Annotated in this window: 1 protein-coding gene; it reads left to right on the forward strand. The window is 47.8% G+C overall.

Annotated elements, in window-relative coordinates:
• Positions 1-205 (forward strand): hypothetical protein (locus tag A3722_RS24880; RefSeq protein ID WP_236627444.1); only part of this gene is annotated, 205 nt, incomplete at both ends.

The following is a 205-nucleotide window of genomic DNA, read 5'->3' on the forward strand; positions in this document are numbered from 1 at the left end:
CCAGCATATATGGATAGCTCAACAGATTTCCTACGCTAATAGTTTCCTCGCAACGGTGAAGCACATTGCTGACTACTTTGATTTCACCGGTGACGTCCGCATCCGTGTTTTGTTTAGTGGATTAAGTGGGCGAAACCTCAGATCCACCAACATTGGGGTCTACTACAGCATGGACTACCGGGCTCGCCAGAACACAAAGCAAATC

The organism is Sulfitobacter sp. HI0027 (assembly GCF_001634775.1).
Classification (GTDB): domain Bacteria; phylum Pseudomonadota; class Alphaproteobacteria; order Rhodobacterales; family Rhodobacteraceae; genus Sulfitobacter.